Source organism: Lentzea albidocapillata, assembly GCF_000719115.1.
Lineage (GTDB): Bacteria > Actinomycetota > Actinomycetes > Mycobacteriales > Pseudonocardiaceae > Lentzea > Lentzea albidocapillata.
In genome coordinates this window covers 1-21,795 of the sequence record NZ_JOEA01000016.1, presented here as the reverse complement: position 1 = coordinate 21,795, position 21,795 = coordinate 1, and the positions used below count along the sequence as shown (strand labels likewise).

The 21,795-nt window shown below is 68.7% G+C and carries 12 protein-coding genes and 1 tRNA gene; 6 read left to right on the top strand and 7 right to left on the bottom strand.

Annotation, left to right across the window (positions count from 1 at the left end):
* The 4 genes from IG04_RS0125950 to ssb form a co-directional block, all read right to left on the bottom strand.
* On the bottom strand, positions 1 to 4,944 hold the full coding sequence (locus IG04_RS0125950) for an NAD-glutamate dehydrogenase (protein ID WP_030479328.1): 4,944 nt from the start codon (positions 4,942 to 4,944) through the stop codon (positions 1 to 3).
* A 380-nt stretch (positions 4,945 to 5,324) separates the two neighbouring features.
* Complete coding sequence (locus tag IG04_RS48675; RefSeq protein WP_030479327.1) at positions 5,325 to 9,404, bottom strand: histone H1-like repetitive region-containing protein; 4,080 nt, start codon at positions 9,402 to 9,404, stop codon at positions 5,325 to 5,327.
* 18 nt (positions 9,405 to 9,422) lie between these two features.
* Entirely contained in the window at positions 9,423 to 11,099 is a 1,677-nt protein-coding gene (gene ettA / locus IG04_RS0125940) for an energy-dependent translational throttle protein EttA (protein WP_030479326.1), read from the bottom strand.
* Positions 11,100 to 11,358: 259 nt separating this feature from the next.
* On the bottom strand, positions 11,359 to 11,754 hold the full coding sequence (gene ssb / locus IG04_RS0125935; RefSeq protein WP_159460530.1) for a single-stranded DNA-binding protein: 396 nt from the start codon (positions 11,752 to 11,754) through the stop codon (positions 11,359 to 11,361).
* A gap of 252 nt (positions 11,755 to 12,006) precedes the next feature.
* Between ssb and IG04_RS0125930 the strand changes: the two genes are divergently transcribed.
* From IG04_RS0125930 to IG04_RS0125920, 3 genes are read left to right on the top strand one after another with little or no spacing between them, the layout of a single operon-like run.
* Positions 12,007 to 12,618: a TetR/AcrR family transcriptional regulator gene (locus IG04_RS0125930; RefSeq protein WP_030479324.1), complete on the top strand. Its 612-nt coding sequence runs from the start codon at positions 12,007 to 12,009 to the stop codon at positions 12,616 to 12,618.
* The gene (locus IG04_RS0125925) at positions 12,611 to 13,534 is read left to right on the top strand and encodes a daunorubicin resistance protein DrrA family ABC transporter ATP-binding protein (protein ID WP_030479323.1); all 924 of its coding nucleotides are present in this window, start codon (positions 12,611 to 12,613) and stop codon (positions 13,532 to 13,534) included. The genes IG04_RS0125930 and IG04_RS0125925 overlap by 8 nt, the downstream gene beginning before the upstream one ends.
* Positions 13,535 to 13,542: 8 nt before the next feature.
* Positions 13,543 to 14,340: an ABC transporter permease gene (locus IG04_RS0125920; RefSeq protein WP_036015906.1), complete on the top strand. Its 798-nt coding sequence runs from the start codon at positions 13,543 to 13,545 to the stop codon at positions 14,338 to 14,340.
* Here the strand turns inward: IG04_RS0125920 and IG04_RS0125915 are convergent.
* On the bottom strand, positions 14,337 to 16,268 hold the full coding sequence (locus tag IG04_RS0125915) for a bifunctional copper resistance protein CopD/cytochrome c oxidase assembly protein (RefSeq protein ID WP_030479321.1): 1,932 nt from the start codon (positions 16,266 to 16,268) through the stop codon (positions 14,337 to 14,339). The genes IG04_RS0125920 and IG04_RS0125915 overlap by 4 nt on opposite strands.
* A gap of 84 nt (positions 16,269 to 16,352) precedes the next feature.
* Positions 16,353 to 17,516, bottom strand: coding sequence for an MFS transporter (locus tag IG04_RS0125910; RefSeq protein WP_030479320.1), 1,164 nt, complete (start codon positions 17,514 to 17,516; stop codon positions 16,353 to 16,355).
* A gap of 72 nt (positions 17,517 to 17,588) precedes the next feature.
* Between IG04_RS0125910 and IG04_RS0125905 the strand changes: the two genes are divergently transcribed.
* From IG04_RS0125905 to IG04_RS0125895, 3 genes are all read left to right on the top strand, one after another.
* Positions 17,589 to 18,668: a LacI family DNA-binding transcriptional regulator gene (locus IG04_RS0125905; RefSeq protein WP_030479319.1), complete on the top strand. Its 1,080-nt coding sequence runs from the start codon at positions 17,589 to 17,591 to the stop codon at positions 18,666 to 18,668.
* A 129-nt stretch (positions 18,669 to 18,797) separates the two neighbouring features.
* Positions 18,798 to 18,870: transfer RNA gene (locus tag IG04_RS0125900), tRNA-Arg, on the top strand.
* 113 nt (positions 18,871 to 18,983) lie between these two features.
* Complete coding sequence (locus IG04_RS0125895; RefSeq protein ID WP_051770699.1) at positions 18,984 to 20,555, top strand: tyrosine-type recombinase/integrase; 1,572 nt, start codon at positions 18,984 to 18,986, stop codon at positions 20,553 to 20,555.
* Between the two features lie 4 nt (positions 20,556 to 20,559).
* On the opposite strand, the gene IG04_RS44255 is transcribed toward IG04_RS0125895, so the two are convergent.
* Entirely contained in the window at positions 20,560 to 21,249 is a 690-nt protein-coding gene (locus tag IG04_RS44255) for an NUDIX hydrolase (RefSeq protein WP_051770697.1), read from the bottom strand.
* Between the last annotated feature and the right edge of the window lie 546 nt (positions 21,250 to 21,795).

The window sequence follows — 21,795 nt, the reverse complement described above, 5'->3', positions numbered from 1 at the left end:
CTACCTGACCATGCTCCGCACCTGGCGGGCGGCGACGGACAGGGTCGCGAGGTCCAGCTGGTGGACCCGGTTGATCTCCTCCAGCGCGCCGCGCGCGCGAGCCAGGCGGGAAGCGTTGGCCTGCTCCCACTTGGAGATCTTCTCGGCCGACGTGTCGCCCTCGTCGCTCGCCCTCAGCACGTCGACGGAGATGGCCCGCAGCGACGAGTAGAAGTCGTCGCGGAGAGCCAGCCGCGCCAGGGCGTGCCAGCGGTTGCCGCGCTCCAGGCTCGTCACCGAGTCCAGCATGTGGTCGATGTCGAGGTGGTCGGACAGCGCGAAGTACAGCTCGGCCGTCTCCCGGTGCGTGCGCTCCGGGCCCGCGCCACCGGTCGGGCCGAACTCGCGTTCGGCCAGTTCGGCGATCTCGGTGACGTCGAACAGGCCGTACATGTAGAGCAGCGCGGCCACCTTGCGGGCCAGCTCGGCCGGGACGCCCTGTTCGACGTACCGGTCCGCCTTGCCCGCGACGACGTCCAGTTCCTTGCCCTGCAACAGTTCGAAGGCGAAGGGGCTGAGCTCCTCGACTACGCCGCGGAAGCGGTTGATCGTGGAGCCGACCGGGAGCGGCTGGGGACGGTTGGAGAGCAGCCAGCGGGACGCTCGGTCCAGCAGGCGGCGGGTCTCCAGCACCATGCTGTCCTGGACGTCCGTCGGCACCACGGTGTCGAGCGCCTGGATCTCGCGCCAGATCCGCGGCAGGTCGAAGACCTGGGTGACGACGGCGTAGGAGCGGACCGCGTCCGTCACCGGCGCGCTCATCTCCTCGGCCAGGCGGAAGGCGTAGGACACGCCACCGCCGTCGACGACCTCGTTGACGACGACCGTGGTGATGATCTGTCTGGCCAGCGGGTGGTTCGGGATCTCGGCGCCGAAGCGTTCGCGCAGCAGGCTCGGGAAGTAGTCCGGGAGCTTGCGGGTGAACGTGTCGATCGTCGGGATGTCGCTCGCGAGCAGCTCTTCCTTCAGCGTGAGCTTGGTGAACGCGAGCAGCGTGGAGAGTTCCGGTGAGGTGAGGCCCGAACCCTGCTTCTCCAGCGCCTTGAACTCCGCCGCGCTCGGCATCGCCTCCAGCTTGCGGTTGAGCGCGCCGCGCTGCTCCAGGTCCGCCGTGAGACGCGCGTGCACCGACAGCATCGGGGCGGCGTGCGCCCGGCTGACGCCGAGGACGTTGTTCTGCGAGTAGTTGTCCGCCAGCACGAGGTCGCTGACCTCGTCGGTCATCTCGGCGAGGACCTCGTTGCGCTGCAACTGGTCCAGCGATCCCTCCCGGACCAGGTGGTCCAGCAGGATCTTGATGTTGACCTCGTGGTCGGAGCAGTCGACGCCGGCCGAGTTGTCGAGCGCGTCGGTGTTGACCTTGCCGCCCTTGCGGGCGAACTCGATGCGGCCGCGCTGGGTGAGGCCCAGGTTGCCGCCCTCACCGACGACCTTGACGCGCAGCTCGTCGCCGTTGACGCGGATCGAGTCGTTCGCCTTGTCGCCGACGTCCCCGTGCGACTCGGTCGACGCCTTGACGTACGTGCCGATGCCGCCGTTCCAGAGCAGGTCCACCGGCGCCAGCAGGATCGCCTTCTTGAGCTCCGCCGGGGACAGCTTCACGACGCCCTCGTCGAGTCCGAGCGCGACGCGGGCCTGCTCGGAGATCGGGATCGACTTGGCGGTGAGCGGGAAGATGCCACCGCCCTCGCTGATCAGCGAGCGGTCGTAGTCGTCCCACGACGAGCGCGGCACGTTGAACAGACGCACGCGCTCGGCGAACGACGTGTCCTCGACCGGGTTCGGGTCGATGAAGATGTGCCGGTGGTCGAACGCGGCCACGAGCCGGATGTGCTCCGAGAGCATCATGCCGTTGCCGAACACGTCACCGGACATGTCGCCGATGCCGACGACGGTGAACTCCTCGGTCTGCGTGTCCACGCCGAGCTCGCGGAACGAGCGCTTCACGCTCTCCCACGCGCCCTTGGCCGTGATGCCCATGGCCTTGTGGTCGTAGCCGATCGAGCCACCGGAGGCGAACGCGTCGCCCAGCCAGAAGCCGTAGCTCTGGCTCACGCCGTTCGCGATGTCGGAGAACGTCGCGGTGCCCTTGTCCGCGGCCACGACCAGGTACGTGTCGTCGGCGTCGTAACGCACGACCTGCGACGCGGGCACGACCTCGTTGTTGATCAGGTTGTCGGTGAGGTCGAGCAGGCCCGAGATGAACATCTTGTAGCAGGCGATGCCCTCGGACATGAAGTTCTCGCGGTCGATGCCGGGGTCGCCGGTGGGGGCGATCGGCTTCTTGACGACGAAGCCGCCCTTGGCGCCGACCGGCACGATCACCGCGTTCTTCACGGCCTGCGCCTTGACCAGGCCGAGGACCTCCGTGCGGAAGTCCTCGCGGCGGTCGGACCAGCGCAGACCACCGCGCGCGACGCTGCCGAAGCGCAGGTGCACGCCCTCGACGCGCGGCGAGTACACGAAGATCTCGAACTTCGGGCGCGGCTGCGGCAGCTCCGGGATGGCCTGCGGGTCGAGCTTGACCGACAGGTACGGCCGCGCGTTGCCGTCCGCGTCGCGGAAGAAGTAGTTCGTCCGCAGCGTGGCGTTGATCAGCGTGAGCAGGTTGCGCAGGATCCGGTCCGCGTCGAGGCTCGTGACGTCGTCGATCAGCTTGCCGGTCTCGACGACCATCGTCTCGGTGCGGTCGGCGCGCGTGGCGTCGTCGAGTCTCGGGTCGAACCGGGCCTCGAACAACGCGACCAGCGCGATGGCCACGCTGGTGTGGCCGAGCACGGCGTCCTCGATGTAGTCCTGCGAGTACGGCGTGCCCGCCTGCCGCAGGTACTTCGCGTACGCGCGCAGCATCGCGGCCTGCTGCCAGGTGAGCCCGGCCTGCAGCACCAGCGAGTTGAACCTGTCGACCTCGGCCTCACCGCGCCAGACGGCGGCGAACGCGTCCTGGAAACGCACCCGCACGTGGTCGAGATCGGCCTCGGACAGCTGGGCGAGCGCGGCCTTGTCGATGCGCAGGCCGAAGTCGTAGATCCAGCACTGCACGCCGTCTTCGCGCGCGATCTCGTACGGCCGCTCGTCGACCACGATGACGCCCATGCGCTGCAGCATCGGCAGCACGTCCGACAGGGTGATGCCCTCGCCGGTCACGAAGAGCTTGAAGCGCCGCTCCCCCGCCTCGGCGTTCTCGGGCACGTAGAAGACCATGTCGAGGTCGCCCTCGACGAGGGCCTCGATGCGCCGGTAGTCCTCGAGACCCGTGGCGGCGGAGAAGTCCTCCTTGTAGGCCTCGGGGAAGACCGTGGCGAACCGCTGGCCCTGCTCCGTGGCCGACTCGGCACCGAGCTCGCCGTTGTCGCCGACAACGGCCTCGACCATGCGGTCGTCCCAGCTGCGCACGGCCTCAGCGAGCTTGACCTGGATCGCGTGGACGTCCGGCTCCAGCGTGCGAGCGGGATCCGTGTGCACCATGAAGTGCACGCGGGCCAGCGCGGACTCGCCGATGCGCGCGCTGTACTCGAGGTTCAGGCCGCCGAGCTCGGCGAGCAGCACCTCCTGCATCGCGAGGCGGCTCGTCGTCGTGTAGCGGTCGCGCGGCAGGTAGACCAGGCACGAGAAGAAGCGGCCGAACGGGTCGCGGCGCAGGAACAGCCGCAGCCGGCGGCGTTCCGCGAGCGCGATGACACCCGTCGTGACCTGGTAGAGCGTCTCGGCGTCCACCGAGAACAGCTCGGTGCGCGGGTAGTTCTGGATGACCTCGAGCATCCGCTGCCCGGAGTACGACTGCAGCGGGAAGCCCGCGCGGTGGATCACGTCGCGCACGCGGCGCTCGATCACCGGGATGTCGAGCACGTTCTCGTGCAGCGCGGTGGTGCTGAAGATGCCCAGGAAGCGGTGCTCGCCGGAGACGTTGCCCTCGGCGTCGAACGTCTTCACGCCCACGTAGTAGGGGTAGATGCTGCGGTGCACGCTGCTCTGCGCACTCGCCTGCGTCAGCACCAGCAGGTCCGGGCTGAGCGCCTGCGCGCCGTTGTCCGGCCCGGCGGTGAGGCTGCGCGCGGCGAGGCTGTCCTGGCGCAGCACGCCGAGACCGCTCGCGAGCACGGCCCGCAGCGCCGGTTCACCGTCCTCGCGCACCAGCTCGTACTGCCGGTAGCCCATGAACGTGAAGTGCCCGTCCGCGAGCCACCTGAGCAGCTTCGAGCCGTCCTCGGTGGCCTCGGACGCGTCCTTCTCCAGCTGCTCGGCCAGCTGCAGCGCCGTCGCGGCCATGCGGTCGGTGTCCTCGACGACCTCGCGGACGTCGGTCAGCACCGACAGCAGCCGCGTCTCGAGCTCGCGGGCACGATCGGGGTCGGTGATGAGGTCGACCTCGATGTTCATCCACGACTCGGCCAGCGCGTCGGTGGGCGGATCGGCCGGATCGGCGGTCGGCAGCACCTCGGTGCGCTCGCCGGTGACCGGATCACGCCGCACGACGACGATCGGGTGCACAATGCGCTGCACCTGCACGCCACCCCGCGTGAGCTCGGACGCGACCGAGTCGACGAGGTAGGGCATGTCGTCGGTGACGACCTGCACCACGGTGACGGGACACTGCCACCCGTCGGTCCCGCGGGTCGGGTTCAGGATGCGCACAGCAGCGCGTCCGGGAACACGGCTCTCGGCGAGCTGGTAGTTCGACCGCACCGCTCCGACCAGGTCCACCGGGTCGTCGTCGTTGACTTCCTCGGCGGGCACGTGCCGGTAGAAGAGGCGGATCAGATCGGCGAGTTCGGGGGCATTGGCGGCGGCCCGTTCGATCAGCTCGTCACGGACCTGCTCAGGACTGGCCGTTGGACTGCCATCACCCGCGGCGGTGGCCGCGGAGACGTCGTCGGTTCGGGTCGGGGCTCCAGTCGAGGTCATGTTCAGGCGACTCCACGCTATCCGGCACCTCTGTGTGCCGGGTCCGACCCCACCCTAGATGGGGTGGCGGCCGTCACCGGCAACGGGAGGGGCACTGACGGACCACTGAATCGTGGGCTGAATCGAGTCACGTCATCAGTGGCGACAAGGCTTTTCGCACAACGGACACGACCGGGCACCGGCGAACTCCACCGGCCCCGACACCCGGTCGGTCCGCAGCTTTCATCCGATCATGGGCCCGGCGGCATCGTGACCACCGCCGAACCGCAGAACATCACCGACCGGCCCACCACTGGTCGCCGTGCAGCCGCTCCCGCGACTCCTCGCCCGGCACCGGGCCGGCGGGGTTGGGCAAGGCTTGAGGTGTGGTGCTGACCACCTCACGCCCCCGGCAGCGTCCAGCCGGCAGGCCCGTCCGCCCGGAAAGGGCGAATCGGACCGGTGGTCTCGCTGTCCGACGCCGCTGGCACCGCGGCGATCGGCCCGGTCTTCTCCTGCGCGGACTCCGGCTCCGGCTGCGCGAGGAAGTAGGACTCCTGGATCGACGGCTGCTCGGGCGACTCCGCTGGGGGCTGCTGAGAACCGAAGGTCTGGCCGGAGCCGAACAGCGCGTCCGCGCTGGGCGAAGTGTTCGCCGCCGAGTCCTGCTGGACACCGGAACGCTGGCCCGAGCCGAACAGCGCGTCCGACGAAGCCGGCGAGTCGTGCTGGGCGCCGAAGGACGAACCCGGCCGAAACAACCCCTCCGAACTGGCTGGGGTTTCCGCCACCGGGTCCTGCTGGGAACCGAAACGCTGCCCCGAACCGAACCTCGAGTCCGCTGCCTCGGAATCCTGCTGGGCGCCGAAAGACAGGCCCGGCCGAAACAACCCCTCCGAACTCGGCGGAGTGTCCCCCGCCGAATCCTGCTGGGCGCCGAATCGCCGACCCGAACCGGACAACTCGTCCGGCGAGGCCGCAGCATCCGCCGTCGAGTCCTGCTGCGCACCGAACGGACGGCCCGCGCCGTACAGCGCGTCCGACGAAGACACGGCCTCCGCGGCCGAATCCTGCTGGGAACCGAACGAGCGGACCGAACCGGACACCGCGTCCGGCGAGGCCTGCTGAGCGCCGCCTGGCTGGACGTAGGCGGCCGAGCTGGGCGTGGCTTCCGTGGCCGGCTGCGAGGCGGCCTGGAGATCGGTGCCCGCGCCGAACGACTCCCCCGGCCGTAGCGCCGGGTCCGCGCCGGCAGGCGGCTCGGCTTCGGCGGGGCGGGCCGGCTGGTCTGCCGTTGTGCCGTCCGGACCGGGTGGTGTGGCCGACCAGGCCGAGGAGTTCAGGTCCGTGACTTCGAGCAGTTCCTCGTCGGAGCGACGGCCTGTCTCGTAGGCGACCAGCGCTTCGGCCAGCAGGTCGGCGAGGCTCAGGTCGCTCGGCCTGCGGCGGCTGCTGGGGCGGCCCGACCGGTCGGGCGGCTCGCTCGCCGGAGTAGTGCGCGTTGCGTCGCCTGCCGGGTCAGGCTCGCCGACCGCGCGGAAGCTCTTCTCGGTCGGCGCATCGGAGTCAGGCGAAACCAGCTCGGCCGGTTGCCCGGCGGGGGACGCCACATCGGTGCCGTAGGCCGGCTGGGCGCTGTGCACCGCCGGGGCGCCGAAGCCCGACTGGGTACCGAAGGCAGGCTGGGAGCCGAAGGACTGGGTGCCGAAGGTGGTCTGCGTGCCGAAGCTGGTCTGGGCACCGGACGCCGGCTGGGGCTGGTCCGGCTGCGACTGCACGCGCACCGGGGTCGTGGGGATGTCCGAGGGGTCGTCGTCCACGTCCGCCGAACTCAGGAACGTCGCCGACACCAGGTCCCGTTCCGGGGCCGGCGGGATCTCGGCCGGGACCGGCACGGACGGGATCGGGTCGTCCGGGAGCGGCTTGTGCTCGGGCTCCGGGTCCGGCGCTTCCGGCGGAACGGGTGGGACGGGGATGGAGGCGACGGGCTTCGGCTTCGGGGTGCCGAAGTCGAGACCGCTGAAGTCCAGGTCCGGGAGCTTGCGCTCGTCCGGGTCGGCGGCGGCCGGGAAACCGGCCGCCGGGGTCTGCAGCGGGTACGCCGGTTCGTCGACGTGCGGGCCGAAGTCCGGGGCCGCCGGCGGATGGGAGAACGCCGCGGCGAGGCCCGAGCGGCCCGGGCTGTCCGGGTCGCCGTAGTAGCCGGGGCGCGCGGAGATGCCGGAGTCCTCGAAGTAGTTCTGCGACGGTTCCGCGGCGGGGCTGTCCTGGCGCAGGCCCGACGGGGGTTCCACGCGCCACGACGGGGTTTTGGCCTCGGGCTCGGTGTCACGGGCGCGGCGGCGGCCGCCCGCTCGCAGGCCCTGGGCCTTGAGCATGTCCAGCACGCTCTCCGACTGGGATCCGGACGCCTCGGCGCGCGCGGCGGCCTTCGCACGAGCCGCTTCCTCGCGGGCAACAGCCTCTTTGGCGGTCTTCTCGCGTTCGACGGCCTGGCGGGTGACCTCCTGGTGCGCCGCTTCCTGACGCGCGACGTCGCGGCGGACCGCTTCCTGGCGCGCTGCCTCGCGCCGGGCTTCCTCCTGGCGCACGGCTTCCTGGCGAGCGGATTCCTGCCTGGCCAGTTCCTGACGCGTGGTCTCCTGGCGGGCGGCTTCCTGCCGAGCAGCTTCCTCTCGCCGCGCGGCTTCCTGCCTGGCGGCTTCCTGACGCGCTGCCTCTTCGCGGGCCGCTTCTTGACGTGCGGCCTCCTGGCGAGCGGCTTCCTCGGCGGCCTGGGCTTCGCGTTCGGCCTGGGCGCGCTGTTCGGCGCGGGCGGCGCGTTCCGCCTCGATCTGGCGGCGGGCCTCGCGCTGCAGCTCCATGAGCTGCTGCTCGACCTTGCGCTTGCGTTCCTGCTCGATGGTGAGCGGCGGCTGTTCCTGCTGCGGCTCTGGCTCGGTAAGCGCTGGTGTGATGGGAATTTCGGCGATGGTGGTCGGCCGGTCGTCGTCGATCTCGCCGGAGGCCACGCGGGCGGCACGGCGGCGGCCGCTCACCATCGCGCCCGCGGACGCGATCAGGCCGGAGGCGGGGACGGTGCGGTCGGAGGAGGATGACGAAGAGGATGACGGCAGGGGTGCGGGTGGCGGTTCCACGGCTTCCGGAGTCTTGTCATCGGGCTCGCCGAACGGCTGGACCATGCGCCACCGATCGGCGGCGTGTTGTCGGGCCGCGGACAAACCTTCCACGGTCATGTCTTCGGCAGCGCGCCGCACGCGCTTGACCTTCAGCCCGTCGCCCTTGCGGACCTGGACCGGGCGCCACTGCCGGAGTTGTTGCTTCAGAGCGGCGGACAGCACGCCGTCGGTGACCACCTGCGTGCCCTCGGCGGGACGGAGCACGCTCGCCAGCTGCTGGTGCAGATCGGCGGGCTGGCGGTGGACGCCGGAGAACTCGGCGGCGAGCCGGGCGCGCACCGCGTAGACGGCGCGGGCACGGCGGCGTTCGGCGGCGTGGGCGGAGCGCAGGTTCGTCAGCGCGTCGGCCAGTTCACCGGACACCTCGTGCACGTGGGCCAGTGCGAGCAGGCTTTCGGCCAGCACCGTGTCGAGCTGGTGGCGTTCGGCGCTCACCGCTGCCTCGCGCAGCATCTCCCTTGCCAGCGCGACCCTGCCGGCGGGCAGGTGCACGCGCGTGGCCAGCGCCAGGCGCAACCACCCCACCGCGGACGCCGACGGCGCACGCACCGGGCGGTCGAGCAGCGGCGCGCCGACCTCGCTCGCGTCGAGCAGGCGGTTCGCGTCCATCAGCGAGAGCACCAGCTCCAGCGTGAGCCGGCCGGCGGCCTGGCCGCTGTCCGCGCACGGATCGGAGAACCTGTTCAGCAGGTCGAGGCCTTCCCGCGCGGCACCGATGGCGGCGGCGAGATCGCCCCACCGCCGGTGCTGCGCGGCCTGCACCGCGCGGATCAGGCCGCGCAGGAGCAGCCGTGTGTCGTGGTCGAGTGTCGCGTCGGCGACGTAGAGCTGGTCCGCCTCGGCGAGGGCCCGCGTGGGCTCGTCGCCGCGGCCGACCGTGACGAGGCATTCGCTGGCCTGCACCAGCGCGGACGCCCGCAGTTCCGCGGGCACGTCCGGCGCTTCGAGCACCGGCGTGACCGCCGCGAACCCCGTCAGCGGGGCTCCCACGGACCGCGCGCACGCCGCGAGTTCGACTCGCAGCAGCCAGGCGGTCTCGTACTCACCGGCGGCCTCCGCCGCCTTCAGGGCGTCGATCGCCCTGTCGGTGACGCGGACGCCGCGGCCCATGCGGTTGCCCGCGAAGACCACGAGCGACTCCGCGCGCAGGCGGTCGGCTTCGTCGCGGCGGGTGGAGGCGAGCGCAACCGCGCGCTCGCCGAGCACCAGAGCGAGCTCGGGTGCTCGCCAACGCAGCATCCAGGCGGGCACGACCAGCGTGCTCACCTCGACGTTCGCCTGCGTCTCGCCCCTCGCCGCCACGACGTCGCCGTTGCCCTCTCAGTCCCGTGTCAGCTTGCGGTACGTGACACGGTGCGGCCTTGCGGCGTCCGCACCCAGGCGCTCGAGCTTGTTCTTCTCGTAGCCCTCGAAGTTGCCCTCGAACCAGTACCACTTCGACGGGTCCTCGTCCGTGCCCTCCCACGCGAGGATGTGCGTGGCGACGCGGTCGAGGAACCACCGGTCGTGCGAGATGACCACGGCGCAGCCGGGGAACTGCTCGAGAGCGTTCTCCAGCGAGCCGAGGGTCTCGACGTCCAGGTCGTTGGTCGGCTCGTCCAGCAGGATCAGGTTGCCGCCGAGCTTGAGCGTGAGCGCGAGGTTCAGGCGGTTGCGCTCACCACCGGACAGCACGCCCGCGGGCTTCTGCTGGTCCGGGCCCTTGAAGCCGAACGCGCTGACGTACGCGCGAGACGGCATCTCGACGTTGCCGACGTGGATGTAGTCGAGTCCGCCGGACACGACCTCCCACACGTTCTTCTTCGGGTCGATGCCGCCGCGGTTCTGGTCGACGTAGGACAGCAGCACCGTCTCGCCGACCTTGACCACGCCCGCATCCGGCTTCTCGAGACCGACGATCGTCTTGAACAGAGTCGTCTTGCCGACGCCGTTCGGGCCGATGACGCCGACGATGCCGTTGCGCGGCAACGTGAACGACAGCCCGTCGATCAGGACCCGGTCGCCGAAGCCCTTCTTGAGCTTCTCGGTCTCGACCACGACGTTGCCCAGACGCGGGCCCGGCGGGATCTGGATCTCCTCGAAGTCGAGCTTGCGGGTCTTCTCCGCCTCGGCCGCCATCTCCTCGTAGCGGTCGAGACGCGCCTTCGACTTGGCCTGGCGGGCCTTGGCGCCGGAGCGCACCCACTCCAGCTCGTCCTTGAGGCGCTTCTGCAGCTTCTGGTCCTTCTTGCCCGAGATCGCGAGACGCTCGGCCTTCTTCTCCAGGTACGTGGAGTAGTTGCCCTCGTAGGGATGGGTCTTGCCGCGGTCGATCTCGAGGATCCACTCGGCCAGGTTGTCCAGGAAGTACCTGTCGTGGGTCACGGCGAGCACGGCGCCGGTGTACTGCGCGAGGTGCTGCTCCAGCCACAGGACGCTCTCCGCGTCCAGGTGGTTGGTGGGCTCGTCGAGCAGCAGCAGGTCGGGCTTGCTCAGCAGCAGCTTGCACAGCGCGACACGGCGGCGCTCACCACCGGAGAGCTTGGTGACGTCGGCGTCCGGCGGCGGGCAGCGCAGGGCGTCCATCGCCTGGTCGAGCTGCGAGTCGATGTCCCACGCGTTCGCGTGGTCGAGCTCCTCCTGGAGCTTGCCCATCTCCTCCATCAGCTCGTCGGAGTAGTCGGTCGCCATCAGCTCGGCGATCTCGTTGAAGCGGTCCAGCTTCACCTTGATCTCGCCCAGGCCCTCCTGGACGTTGCCGAGGACGGTCTTCTCCTCGTTGAGCGGCGGCTCCTGCTGCAGGATTCCCACCGTGTAGCCGGGGGCCAGGTAGGCCTCACCGTTGCCAGGTGTGTCCAGCCCCGCCATGATCTTGAGCACGCTCGACTTGCCGGCGCCGTTGGGACCGACCACACCGATCTTCGCGCCGGGGTAGAACATGATCGTGACGTCATCGAGGATGACCTTGTCACCGTGCGCCTTGCGCACCTTTTTCATGGTGTAGATGAACTCGGCCATGGCGGCGATCGTAGAGCGGTGCCCAGAGGCTCCTGACCTCGGTCGCCGACAAGCAGGCGCGCACGTCCGGATCGAGCGTCACGCGACTCGGTGACCAGCCCGTTCCGTTCGAACGTGAACGACTCTCGGCGATCGGTTCCCGGCGGCCCCGATCTACGAGCTTCCCTCCTTCGTGGATCTCGGTACGTGCATTCTTCTCCGGCGACGACGCCGGTACGGGCGGGTTCCCGAACTCCGGAACCGGGTTGCCCCGAACGGCTCAGAACGGAACGGGTTCCTCGGCCAGATCTTCGGCGGCTCGCGGTTCAACGAGCGGGGCGGAGCCCAGTGACTGCACTCGGCTCAAGTCCAGCCCGACGTGCAACGCGTCCAGGCTGAACGCCTGTCGCTTCACGTCGTCCTTCTCGTAGTGACGGATCCGCAGCTTGCCCTGGACGATCACGGGGTCACCCTTGGACAGCGTCGTCTTCACGCTGTCGGCGAGCTTGCGCCAGCACGACACACCGAGCCACAACGTCTCGCCGTCCTCCCAGTCGCCGATCGCCGTGTTGTACCGGCGCTCGGTCGAGTTGATGCGGAAGAACGCGTTCGTCTTGCCGTCCTCGCCGTGCTTGTACGTGATGTCGCTGACGACAGTGCCAACAACGGTGATCACGGTGGAATTCCAGGACATCGGGCTTGCCTCCAGGTCGCGGGGTTCTGGTCCAGGTTGCTCCGGAGGCGGGTGGCCGGGGTGGGGCGGCAGCGAATCTGTGGGCAACTCGCGGGTTGTGGACAGGTCGAGATCTTGAACGGCCTCGAACCGCAGGATTGTCGGGGGTCCGTGCTAGCGCGGCGCTGGAGCGAGACGAGTGAGTGAGCGCCCACTCATTGACATGAGTGAGTACTCACTCATACAGTTGCGGACGTGTCAGAGGAACCACGCCGCCGCCGCGCCCCCGCGATGAGCCCGGAAGACCGCCGCGAAGCGATCGTCCAGGCCACGCTGCCGCTCGTTGTGAAGGCCGGCGCGAACGTCACCACCAGCCAGATCGCCGCCGCGGCCGGAATCGCGGAAGGCACGGTGTTCCGTGTCTTCAAGGACAAGGCAGAGCTGCTCGACGCGTGCATCCAACGCGCGCTGCACTCCGACGAAGAGGTCGCGCTCCTCGAAGCGATCCCGGCGGACGTGCCCCTCGAAGAGCGGCTCACCGCGGGAGTGACGACGTTCAGCGGCTACCTCGACCGCATGTGGGGTGTCATCGGCGCGCTGCGCGAGTCCGGCTACCAGCCGCGCGACGAGGACCACAAGAAGCACAAGGGACCGCCGATCGGCATGCAGCAGCTGTCCGACGCCGTCGCCGGCCTGTTCGGCGACGCGGAACTGCGCGTCAGCCCCGATCTCGCCGGGCGGATGCTGCTCGGCGCCGTCTTCACGAACCGCATGGGCTCCGGCTTCGGCCAGATCGCCGCCGAACCCGCCGCCATCGTGGAGCTGTTCCTGCACGGAGCACTCAAAACAGGGGGAACAGATGTCTGAGCTCATGATCGAAGCCCATGAGGTGAGCAAGAAGTTCGGCGACGTGAACGCGCTCGACGGCGTGAGCGTCACCGCGAAGAAGGGCACCGTTCTCGGCCTCCTCGGCCACAACGGCGCCGGCAAGACCACGCTGGTCAACCTCCTCACCACGATGCTGCCCCCGTCCAGCGGCAGCGCGAGGGTCGCGGGGTTCGACGTCGTGAAGCAGAGCCACGAGGTCCGCAGCCGCATCGGCCTGACCGGCCAGTTCGCCGCCGTCGACGAGCAGCTCAGCGGCCACGACAACCTCGTCCTGATCGCCCGCCTGCTCGGCGCCGGCCGCAAGCAGGCCCACGCGCGTGCGGACGACCTGCTGGAGCAGTTCGACCTCACCGACGCCGCCAAGCGCAACGCCAAGACCTACTCCGGCGGCATGCGCCGCCGTCTCGACCTGGCCGCGTCGCTGGTCGGCAACCCCGACGTGCTGTTCCTGGACGAGCCGACCACCGGTCTCGACCCGGCCAGCCGCCTCGCGATGTGGGAGATCGTCGAGAAGCTCGTCGCGGACGGCACGACGGTGCTGCTCACGACCCAGTACCTGGACGAGGCCGACCGCCTGGCCGACTCGATCACCGTGCTGTCCCACGGGAAGGTCGTCGCGTCCGGCACCTCGGCCGAGCTGAAGGCCCAGGTCGGCCAGCGCACGGTCACCGTCACGCTCGACTCGGTGTCCGAAGTGGACACCGCACTGACGGCCATCACCTCCGTGGGGCTCCACCCCGTCGCGGAAGGCCTCACGCTCACGACCCCCGTCAGCGCGTCACGCGACCTTGCGACAGTCGTGCGCGCGTTGGACGACAACGGCTTGGAGGCGCATGAAATCGGCCTCAAGGAGCCAACGCTGGACGACGTCTACCTCACTCTCGCTGCGAACTAGGGGGAATCATGGCGACCTTGACCTGGCACGGCAGCAGCTACCCGACGCAAGTCCTCGTGCTGACTGGCCGTTCTCTGCGCGCACTGCTGCGCACGCCCGCTCTCGTCTTCTTCAGCATCCTGCAGCCGTTGATCATGCTGACGTTGTTCAGCCAGATCTTCAGCAGCATCACGTCCACGGCGAACTTCCCGCCGGGCATGAGTTACATCAACTTCCTGTTACCCGCGATCCTCGTGAACACCGCGATGCAGTCCTCTCTCGCGTCCGGCATCGGGCTCGTGCAGGACATGTCGAACGGTGTGCTCGCACGGTTCCGTTCGCTGCCCATTCGCCCGAGCACGGTTCTGTTGGCGCGCAACCTGTCCGATGCCGTCCGCACGGCGTTCCAGCTGGTGCTGATGATCGCGTTCGGCGTCCTGGTGTTCGGGTTCCGCCCGGACGGCGGCATGCTCGGCACCCTCGCCGCGCTGGGCCTGGCGCTGGTCGTCGGCTGGGCGCTGAGCTGGGTGTTCATCGCGATCGCCGCGTGGGTGCGCAAGGCCGAGCTCATGCAGACCGTCGGCTTCCTGGCGATGTTCCCGCTGATGTTCGCGTCCAGCGCGTTCGTGCCGGTCAGCGGCCTGCCGGGCTGGCTGCAGGCGGTCGCGAAGGTCAATCCGCTGACGTACGCCGTCGACGCCGCCCGCAGCCTGGCGCTCGCCCACCCCGTCACGGGCGTGGCCGGCGCGCTGGTCACGAGCGGCGTGATCGCGGCGATCGGCGCGTTCTTCGCGGTCCGCGGCTTCCGCAGGCCGTTGTCCGTCTAGTCCTTGCCGGCCATCTTCCGCAGCATCGCGTTGTAGGCCTCGAGGTCGGCTCCACCATCGGAGTCGGCCTTGCGGTCGTACCGCTTCGCGTCACGGCCGTCCTGCCGCGCCCACTGCGTGAGCAGGGCGACCATGACCACCAGCAACGGGATCTCGCCCGCCGCCCACGCGATGCCGCCGCCGAGCCGCTGGTCCTCCAGCAGGTTCTGCACCCACGGCAACGCCAGGCCTCGGTAGAACTGCTCGCCGATGACGTTCGCGGAGCTCATCAGCACGACGCCGAAGAACGCGTGGAACGGGATCGACGCGAACAGCAGCCCCAACCGGCCGAGCGGCGGCAGCTTGTTCGGGGACGGGTCCACACCGATCACGGGCCAGTAGAAGACGTAGCCCGCGAGGATGAAGTGCGCGTTCATCGCGAGGTGCGCCCAGTGGAACGGCAGCGCGGCCTCGAAGAGCCCCGAGAAGTACAGGGCGTAGAAGGAGCCGACGAACAACGCCAGCGCCACCAAGGGGTTCGTCAGCAGGCGTGCGACCGGTGAGTTCACGAACGCCAGCACCCACTCCCGCGGCCCCGGTACCTCCTTGCTGACCGGCAACGCGCGCAACGCCAGCGTGACCGGTCCACCCAGGACGAACAGGATCGGCGTCAGCATGGACAGCACCATGTGCGCTTCCATGTGCACGCTGAACATCGCCGGTGAGTACCGGCCCAGGCCGGACGACGTCGCGAACAACAGCGAGAAACACCCGCACAGCCACGCAACCGTGCGGCCCACAGGCCACTTGTCGCCGCGCTTGGTCAGCCTGCGCACGCCCAGGACGTAAAGCAGGGCCATCGCCAGCGCCGCGGTGCCGAAGACCAGGTCGAAGCGCCAGTCGAACAGGATGGCCGCGAGCGTCGGCGGGCCGTCGAGGTCGTAGCCGATCGCGATCTCCGTGCGGCTGGGCAGTTCGGTGCTGCCGCCGGGAGGAGGCGTGCGGGCCAGCGCCACGGCCAGGCCGATGGTGAACATCATCAGCAGGACTTCGAGGCCGGCGAGCTTGAGCAACGCGTGCGGCCTGCCGTCGACCACGCCCTTCACACCGCGTTCGCGCTGGAAGTAGCCGAACACGCCGAGCAGCAGCAGGCACGCCAGTTTCCCGAGCGTCAGCCAGCCGTAGGTGGACGTCACGAGGTCGACCGGGGTGATGCGCACCAGCGCGTTCACCACACCCGAGACAGCCATCACGATCCAGCAGACCAGCGCGATCTTCGAGAACCTCGTCGCGGCGAGGGGAAGGTGCGCGCCGCCACGCCTGCCGTGCGCGAGCAACGCGATCAAGCCGCCCACCCACAGCACCGCGGCGACGAGGTGGAACAACAGGCTGTTCGTCGCCATGTCGTGCGAGCCGCCGGACGACGAGTGTCCCGTGACCGCGACCGGAACCAACGCGAAGATGGCACCGAACAGCAGAACCGTCGTCCATCCCCACGACAGCACCAGACGGCAGCCCAGAGCGAGCAACGCCACGATGATCGCCGTCAGGAGCCACGCCTTCGACTGCTCCAGCAGCATCGCCGTCGCGACCATCTGACTGAAGCTGAACGAGCTCACCGGACGGTCGATCGCGGCCGCTGTGGTGAACGGCACTGACAGCAGGGCACCCACGAGCCACACGAGCGCGAACCACCCGGCGGTGCGCATCGCGGCGTAGCCGTCCGCTGCGAGAGTGCCGGACTTCTGCGGTGGTACGAGGAACGCCGCCAGCAACAACGAGCCGATGGTCACCACCGCGCCCGTCTCGGTCAGCACTCGCACGATCTGCACCCCGACTGGAGGGTTGCTCTCGAACGAGCTCAGCGCGACGGCCGCGAGGGCCGCCACTGAGAAGCCGATGACGACGAGGGGCACCAAACCCGTTCTGGTGGAGCGTTCGATTGCCACGCCCCGGAGCCTACGACCCTCTGGTGTTGCGCCGTGTGAGACGTTCTGTCCTTCTCCTGCTCGTGCTGCTCAGCGTGGAAGCGCTCAAACGGATGCCGCCTGCCTAGCCGCCCGCCGGGCCAGCAGGGTCGTCGGGATGATCAGCGCCGTGACGAGCGCCACGAACCCGAGCGAGACCACGAGAGAACTGACGTGCGCGAGCCCGCCCACGATCGGCGGTCCCGCGAGAAACCCGGTGTAGGCGATCGTCGTCACCAGCCCGAGTTCACGCTCGCCACCGCTGCCGTCCGCACGTTTGCCGGTCTCGCTCGCGAGGTCCATGACCACGGGGAACGAGAACGCGAGCCCCAGTCCGGCCAGCCCGAACCCGACGTAGCCGGCCGCGGGGAACGGGACGAGCACCGCGAGCGCCAGACCCGTTGCGGCCAGGCCTCCACCCACGGCGAGCAGGCGGTGCGAGCCCAAGCGGCGTTGGATCGGTTCGCCAAACCACCGTGCGAGCGCCATCGTGACGGAGAAGCCCGCATAGGCGTATGCGCCCGCCGCGTCGCCCATTCCGCGTTCACGCACCATGAACAACGCCGACCAGTCCGCCGCCGCCCCCTCCGCGATGGCACTGCACAGCGCGACGCTCGCCAACAGCCAGAGGACAGGGCTCTTGAGCACGTTCGCTCGTTCGGTGACTTCTTCCCTATGACGCTCCCCTACTCCTCCGGGGATCCGCTTCGCGATGAGCGCGGTCACCAGTACGCCGACGACAGCCGCCAGGACGAAGTGCTTCATGGGCGTCCAGTGCGCCTGAGCGGCCGCGGCGCTGCCCAACGACCCGATGAGCCCGCCCACACTGAAGCCGGCATGGAACTGCGGCATCAGCGGCCGTTGCAAGGCGCGGACGACGACGACCGCCGCGACGTTCATCGACACGTCCATCGCCGCGACGCTCGCTCCCAGCGCGATGAGCGTCAGTCCGAACTGCAGCGGTGACTCCGACAGCGCGAGCACGGGCAGAAGCAGCGGACTGAGGAGGCTGCTCGCTATCAGGACCCCACGCGACCCGTGGACCGCACAGATCCGTGCCGCCAACGGGGCCGTGAACGCCAGACCGATGCTCGCCCCGAGCAACGCCAGGCCGAGGCTGCCCACCTCCGCGCCGATCTGTTCGGCGAGCGCGGGCACGCGGGAGGCCCAGGTGCCGAAGACGGCCCCGTTCAAGAGGAAGACGACGAACGTGGCCAGGCGTGGGGACATGCGTTCCAGCATGACTGAAGCGCTTCAGCAGCGCCAGCAGTGGGGGTGCGATCTCTCGCATACGATGCGTCCGTGGACTCCGACCGCCGACGCAGGCCGACGCTGGACACCGTCGCCGCAGCCGTCGGGGTCTCCAGGGCAACGGTGTCGAACGCGTACAACCGGCCTGATCAGCTGTCGTCGACACTGCGCGAACGCATCCTCGAAACAGCGCGTTCCCTCGGCTACGCGGGCCCCGACCCGGTAGCCCGCTCACTCGCGACCCGTTCGTCCGCCGCCGTGGGCTTCATGCTGCCGCAGGGCCTGTCCGGCGCGTTCTCGGACCCGGCGCTGTCGATCGTGCTCGACGGCCTGGCCCAGACCGTCGACGGCCACGACCACAGCCTCGTGCTGATGCCAGGCAACTCCACGGGCGGTCCGCGCCCATCGATCGTGTCGCGCGCACAGGCAGACGTGATGGTCGCCTACTCACTACCCGACTCGGCCCCGGCCCTGGACGCCGTCGCCGCCCGCGGACTGCCGCTCGTGGTGATCGACCAGCCGGTACTGCCGGACTCAGCGCGAGTAGAGGTGCAGGACTACACCGGCACGTGCGCGGCCGCGGCACACCTGCTCGCACTGGGACACCTGCGCTTCGGCATCCTGACCTTCGCACTGCGCCCGGACGGCCTATCCGGACCGGTCTCGCACGAGCGCCGTTCGGACGTACCGTTCCGAGTGAGCCGAGACCGCCTGGGCGGCTACCTCGACACTTTGGAAAAAGACGGGGTGAAACCGGACAATGTTCCGGTGTGGGAGGCGCGCGGCAGTGATCGCGAACTCGGACGTCTCGGCGCGCGGTGGCTACTCACCCGCACGCCGCGCCCGAGCGCTTTGCTGTGCACATCCGACCAACTGGCCTTCGGCGCCCTCCAAGCGGCCCGCGATCTGACGTTGACCGTCCCGGGAGACCTTTCGGTCGTCGGCTTCGACGACGTCCCCGAAGCGGCCTACAGCGACCCGCCGTTGACTACGGTGCGTCAACCCCTGGCCGACAAGGGCCGCCGAGCCGGCGAGCTGGCGCTGAAATTACTGGCCGGCGGGAGACCACCACGGCCAACGAGACTCGACGTTTCCCTCGTGGAGAGAGCCTCAACGGCCCCACGAACGTGATCCGTGTCACGTTTAGACTGTTTTCGTCACCCGTTTGGACGTAGGGCCGAAACAGTCGATCGACTCCGGACGATGTGTCCGGTGGGGGCACCGGTGGCCACGCTTCGTGGCCACTTTCGCACCCCTCCAGCCTCTGTAGCTCAGTGGAGAGAGCGAGGGACTTCTAATCCCGAGGTCGCAGGTTCGAATCCTGCCAGGGGCACTGGAAAATATGGCCGCTGACCTGCACAGACAGGTCAGCGGCCACTTTCATTCTTGATCTTAGCCCCCGTTTGTGGAGCCAAACGTGGAGCCTAGGCGTCGTACTCTGGCTCCATGTGCCCTCGGAAGACCCCCTCCAAGCCCCAGCAGCGGGGCGAGATCCTCCCGCTCCCCAGCGGCTCGCTGAAGGTGCGCGTCTACGCCGGGAGAGACGCTCTGACGGGCAAGAAGCACTTCCTCACGGAAACCATCCCGCACACGCACCCCGAGCTCGCGAAGGAAGCGGAGCGGGTACGCACGAGGTTTCTCAATCAGGTGGACGAGCAGCGTGGTCCGCGAACGAGCGCGACCGTGGACAAGCTCATGGACGACTACCTGGAGAAAATCAACGTCGACAAGAGCACGCGCCTCGGATACGAGTCGAAGATCCGAAACCACATCAAGCCCCTGATCGGGCATGTGAAGGTCGCGAAGCTGGACGCTCACACGATCGACTCGTTCTACGCGACGTTGCGCGCTTGCAGCGCTCACTGCGGCGGCAAGGGAAAGTTCATCGAGCACCGAACCAAACGGGACCATGCGTGCAACGAGAAGTGCAGGCCGCATAGCTGCGAAGGCCTAAGCGTCTCGACCATTCGGCAGATTCACTCGATCCTCGGTGGCGCGTTGAAGCGAGCCGTCAAGTGGGACTGGCTCCGGGTGAATCCACTGGACCAGGCGGAGGCACCTCCGACGCCCACGCCTAACCCTCACCCTCCCGAGCCCGAGGAAGCGGCGGCCGTCCTCAACGCGGCGTTCCGCGATTTCACGTGGGGCGTGTTCGTCTGGCTCACGATGGTCACGGGTGCACGTCGCGGAGAGATGTGCGCGCTTCGATGGAGCCTCCTGGATCTGGACCGGGCGGTGCTTCAGATCAAGACGAGCATCGGCCAGGAAGGCAAGGAGACCTGGGAGAAGGACACCAAGACGCACCAGCAACGCCGAATCGCGCTGGACCAGGAAACGGTGGCGTTGCTCCGCGCGTATCGCCAGCGCTGCGAGGAGAGCGCGAAGGAGTTCGCCCAGACGATCGAGCGTGACGGCCGGATCTTCTCGAACTCGGTCGACCACAGCACCTACTGGAAGCCGGACACCGTGTCGCAGCGGTACTCCCGACTCTGCGACAAGCTGGACATTGACACCGATCTCCACTCACTGCGGCACTACTCGGCCACCGAACTCATCAGCGCGGGTGTGGACCCTCGAACGGTGGCCGGACGCCTGGGACACGGTGGCGGCGGTGCCACGACATTGAAGGTCTACTCAGCCTGGGTCTCGGAAGCCGATCAGCGCGCGGCCGGAAATCTTCGGGGCAGGATGCCGACCGTTCCCGTGACCATCGACATGGACGGTTCGGCCACCACGACCGTGGAGCCCGAAATTCGCGGCCCTTACCAACAGATCGCCGCTGACTTGCGTGGCGCGATCGTGTGCGGCGCGTTGAAGCCGGGTGACAACCTTCCGACGGTGGTCGAACTCTGTCAGCGCTACAACGTGGCGGCAGGAACCGCGAACCGCGCAGTTGCCGAACTGAAGGCCGCAGGGCTCGTCACAGCGAGCCGAGGAAAGCGCGCGGTCGTGGCCCCGCTGAGTGAGTCGAGCTTCGCGAACGTGGTCAGCCTGAAGAGCAAGCGTGCGGGTAAGTAAAGCGCTACAGGTCCAGTGCCTTCAACACCGGCCGGTAGATGCGTTCGGCGGGAATGAGCCCGACCAAGCTGGACTTGTCCACCCACATGACGTCGGCGTTCTCGAAGTCGTCCACGTTCTTCGCGACGCCGGCGACGTAGTCGCACAGCACGTAGTCGCAGAGGACCCGCGTAGCCGGATGCAGCCGCGTCCCGAGTCCCCCACGCACGACGCAATGAACGTCGGTCTCGCTGAGCGTCTCCCGCACGGCGATCGTTTCCGGGGCAGCACCAGGCTTGACCATTCCAGCCGGAAACTGCCACGAGGTCGATCCAAGATCGTCTCCGCGGCGACGCACAACGAGGACTTCGGACCCTCTCAACACGACCGCGATTGCGACCCGCAACGGGTGACCGTCGGCTTGCCGGGTCGTTCGTTCGGGCGGCGAGAGGAGTTGAGAGATCGGTAGGTCGAAGATGCGTTCCAGCAGCCGGGCGTTCGCCGGACGCATCGATCCCAAAGGCGTTCCGTCCTTCCGGACGCCGGCGACCAACCGCAGAAGGTGGCGCACGCTGAGGGTGCCCGGCTCGTCGTGGATGCGCGCGAACTCCATCGCGTGCTCCACGAATTCCTCGTAGGTCATCTTCAGACCGGTCTTGATCCGCTCTTCGAGCACCGTGCGCGCCGGTGTCTCCGTCAACGTCGTCCCGGTCATCCGAACCTCCAGCCACCGTGGCGCCCAAACGGCGCGCATATGGCACCCGCGTGTCATGTTCAACCGCCTGGGTCAACGTCAGGCTTGATTTCAGTCTGGCACAGACCCGATCCAATCGGGTCATTCGAGTGCCTCGTTCATGCGGACAGAGGCGGGTGGTTGACGGTGTGGAGCGAACTGGCCAAGGACGCGGGCGGAATCGCACTCTTCGTGCTCTGGCTCGTGCTGCCACTCGCATACGTGGTCGTGCTCGGACGTAGGTACGTCCGACTGGCCCGAGAGGCAGCACACGAGGCCGTGTGGGCGAATGACGAGATTCAGGCCGTCTTGGAGGACCTCCAGGACGACGAGGGGCCTGACGAAGGCGATCCGCCCACTGTGCCGACTGCGCGCACAGAATCCACCTGGGAACTCCCTCGCGTCCAACCGCCCGAGCGCGCTGGAAAGCTGTGAACGCTCAAGTTATTCCCGGGGCCTGCGCTCAAGTAATTCCGCAGGTGGTGGGTCCTGGTGATGTTCTACCCGGTGGTCTTGTTCTTGTCGCTG